The organism is Mycobacterium sp. (genome assembly GCF_032159765.1).
Taxonomy (GTDB): Bacteria; Actinomycetota; Actinomycetes; order Mycobacteriales; family Mycobacteriaceae; genus Mycobacterium.
This window is the reverse complement of sequence record NZ_JAVHWM010000221.1, coordinates 1-3,512: the sequence shown is the minus strand read 5'-3', so window position 1 is coordinate 3,512 and position 3,512 is coordinate 1. Positions and strand designations below refer to the sequence as shown.

Annotated in this window: 4 protein-coding genes; 2 read left to right on the top strand and 2 right to left on the bottom strand. The window is 65.4% G+C overall.

The genetic code is table 11. The features are described 5' to 3' along the window. Positions 1-33: 33 nt before the first annotated feature. Both QOH60_RS28295 and QOH60_RS28290 read right to left on the bottom strand, forming a co-directional pair. Positions 34-834 (bottom strand): family 1 encapsulin nanocompartment shell protein, encoded by an 801-nt coding sequence (locus tag QOH60_RS28295; RefSeq protein WP_526425209.1) that lies wholly within the window; start codon positions 832-834, stop codon positions 34-36. Beyond that, a complete protein-coding gene (locus tag QOH60_RS28290; RefSeq protein WP_526425208.1) occupies positions 834-1,853 on the bottom strand; it encodes a Dyp-type peroxidase in 1,020 nt (339 codons plus the stop codon). The genes QOH60_RS28295 and QOH60_RS28290 overlap by 1 nt, the downstream gene beginning before the upstream one ends. A 50-nt stretch (positions 1,854-1,903) precedes the next feature. Here QOH60_RS28290 and QOH60_RS28285 point away from each other — a divergent pair, with 50 nt between their 5' ends. After that, positions 1,904-3,163: a M18 family aminopeptidase gene (locus QOH60_RS28285; protein WP_526425207.1), complete on the top strand. Its 1,260-nt coding sequence runs from the start codon at positions 1,904-1,906 to the stop codon at positions 3,161-3,163. Positions 3,164-3,176: 13 nt separating this feature from the next. After that, positions 3,177-3,512, top strand: a 336-nt coding sequence (locus QOH60_RS28280) for a VOC family protein (protein ID WP_526425206.1), incomplete at its 3' end; no start/stop codon positions are given.

The window sequence follows — 3,512 nt, the reverse complement described above, 5'->3', positions numbered from 1 at the left end:
AACAGACCCGCACGCTCGCGGCAAGAAGGGGGACTAGCGGGGGGTCAGGGCGACTGAGGCCTCCGCGGTGTACACGAGGAACGTCAACGTCTCCTGCATGTACAACTCCACAGTGTCCGCGTCGTGGCTGGTATACCCGATCGCGACGTCGGTGCCCAGCTGCAGGTCGAAATCTCCTCCGCGGGTGGTCAACACGAACGCACCGTCAATCGCCGGTGCCCAGATGATGTCGCCGTCGACGAGCCTGTTGAGGTGTTCGCGGATCGGGTAGCCGTGCTCGGTCGTCTCACTCACCGCGGTGTAGACGTCGGCTGACAACAGCACCGCGTACGGGCCGTCCACACCCGCGAGGCGCAATTCCGATAGGGCTTGGCTGATCACGTCCGGCATCTCACGGACATCGTCGGGCAAGCTCAGCACGGGATTCGACGTGGATTGCCGGATCCCCTCGATGCTGGCCGCGGCATAGCCCTCGAAGATCGCCCTGTCCTCCACGAACGCGAGCTTCTTGGCCGCGTCCTTCACCGGGTCCCAGTCGGAGTCTTGCGAGCCGCGTTCGACGTCGTCGATGTCCGAGCGTTGCAGGGTGAACGGAACACGCAGCCGCACAAGCGGTTTGCTCTCGCGCAGGTGAGCCACCACCCCGCTGGTCGGTGGCTCCGCATCGAGCAGGTGACCGGTGCTGATGGCCGCTGTCACAGGTCCGCCCGGGTCGCTGACGTCAACGACGCGTCGGCCGGCGATGTGACGCTTGAACGTTCGCGTGGCTTCCTCTTCGATTTCGGCCCAAGCGAGTTTGGTGATCGGCGCCAGTTCCCGGTACAGGTTGTTCATCAGGGGCTTCCTTTCAAGCTGCCAATTCCCAGTGAGCCGTTGGTGGATGTCGTCACGACGGCCGGTGCCGGCTCATCCATCGCAGACGCCAGATCCGGGGGATCGTCGAGAAAGTCGGCGGTCGGGCTGAAGAAAAGCCCACCGGTGACCGCGGTCGAGAAATCCAGGATGCGGTCGGTGTTTCCGGGCGGATCGCCCAGAAACATGTTCCGCAGCATCGTCTCCGTGACATCCGGCGTCGCGGCGTAGCCGATAAAGTACGTACCGAATTCAGCCTTGCCCACTTCGCCGAACGGCATGTTGTGCCGAACGATCTTGCGTTCGGTTCCGTCGTCGTCGGTGATCACGTTCAGCGCGATGTGCGAATTCGCCGGCTTCACGTCGTCGTCCATCTCGATGTCGTCGAGCTTCGTCCGGCCGATGACGTGCTCCTGCTCGGTGACCGAAAGCGAATTCCACGACGCCATGTCGTGGACGTACTTCTGCACGATGACATAACTGCCGCCCTCGAAGTCGGCGTCCTCATCGCCGACGAACACCGACGCCTCGGCCAGCCGGCCATCGGGGTTCTCTGTGCCGTCCACGAAGCCCAGCAGATCGCGATTGTCGAAGAACCGGAAGCCGTGCACTTCGTCGACGACGGTGATGGCGCCCGCCATCGCGTCAACGATCCTGCCCGCCAGCTCGAAGCACACGTCCATGCTCTCGGCTCGAATGTGAAACAGCAGATCACCCGGTGTGGCCGGTGCGACGTGCCGCGGCCCGTTCAACTCTTCGAACGGGTGTAGCTCAGCGGGGCGCGGTCCGGAGAACAGCCGGTCCCATGCCTGAAAACCGATGGACGTGACGAGGGACAAATGCTTGGTCGGGTCGCGGAAGCCGATGGCACGGATCAATCCGGAAAGGTCCCCCAGAGCGTCGTGAACGGTTGCCTCACCGCCATCATCGACGGTGGCGACGAGGAAGATAGCCGCGGGCGTCAAGAGCCCCAGAACGGGTTGCGGCTGGGCCGGGAGCACGAGAATGACCCTAGTCCGCACCGAATCCGCGGTCAGCAAGGATGGGAAACATGTCGCAAGCGAGCGCGACCGGCCTGTGTGAGTTCATCGACGCGTCGCCGTCGCCGTACCACGTCTGCGCCACCGTCGCCCAGCGCCTCACAGCCGCGGGATGGACCGAGCTGGCCGAGTCGGACGCCTGGCCCGCGGGCGGCCGGTTCTTCACCGTGCGCGCGGGTTCGATCGTCGCGTGGGATTCGAGCGGACCGCCCGACCGGCCGTTCCGCGTCGTCGGCGGTCACACGGACAGTCCCAACCTGAGGGTCAAGCAGCATCCCGATCGATTCATCGCGGGATGGCGCGTGGTCGCGTTGCAGCCCTACGGCGGAGTGTGGCTGAATTCCTGGCTCGACCGCGACCTGGGCATCAGCGGCAGGCTGTCGGTGCGCGAAGGCGGCGCGGTGCGCGAGCGGCTGGTGCGCGTCGTCACGCCCGTGCTGCGGGTCCCTCAGCTGGCCATTCACCTCGCCGAGGATCGCAAGGTGGTCAAACTCGACCCGCAGAAGCACGTCAACGCCGTGTGGGGCACCGGTGACGGCCCGCGATCGTTTCTGCGGTATGTCGCGGAGCAGGCGGGAGTGGACGTCGACGACGTGCTCGGCGCCGACCTGATGACCCACGACGTTGCGCCGTCGCGGGTGATCGGTGCTGATCGCGACCTGCTCAGCGCACCGCGGCTGGACAACCAGGCCACCTGTTACGCGGGACTGGAGGCATTGGTCGGCGCTGAGCCCGGCGACTATGTCCCGGTGCTCGCGCTGTTCGACCACGAGGAGGTGGGGTCGACATCGGACCATGGCGCGCAGTCGAATCTACTGACCACCGTGCTTGAACGAATTGTGTTGGCGGAACAGGGGAGTCGCGAGGATTACCTGCGGCGGTTGCCGAGCTCGGTGGTAGCGTCTGGCGACATGGCACATGCGACGCACCCGAACTACGTCGACCGTCACGAGCCAGGACATCTCATCGAGGTGAATGCGGGGCCGGTGCTGAAGGTTCACCCGAACCTGCGCTACGCCACCGACGGCCGTTCGGCGGCGGTCTTTGCGCTGGCGTGCGCACAGGCACAAGTGCCGCTGCAACGGTACGAGCATCGCGCAGACATTCCGTGCGGCTCGACGATCGGCCCGATGACATCGGCACGCACCGGAATTCCGACGGTCGACGTCGGCGCGGCGCAGCTGGCAATGCATTCGGCGCGCGAGCTGATGGGCGCCGACGACGTCGGGGCGTATTCGACAGCGCTGCAAGCCTTTCTATCGCCCGACTAGATAGAGTCGGCACATGGCACTCAATGTGGAGATGGTGACGTTCGATTGCACGGACCCGAGCGAGCTTGCGGCGTGGTGGGCCGCGCAGTTCGACGGCGAAATGCAGGAGCTGATGCCGGGCGAGTTCGTCGTCGTCGCCCGCGCGGACGGTCCACGTCTGGGCTTTCAGCGGGTCCCGGATCCCACACCCGGCAAGAACCGCGTGCACTTGGATTTCAGTGCCGCCGATGTCGACGCGGAGGTGGCTCGGCTCGCCGCTGCAGGCGCGACGGAGACCGGCAGGCACTCGATCGGCGAGAACTTCCGCTGGGTAGTCATGGAAGACCCGGCGGGAAACGCTTTCTGCGTC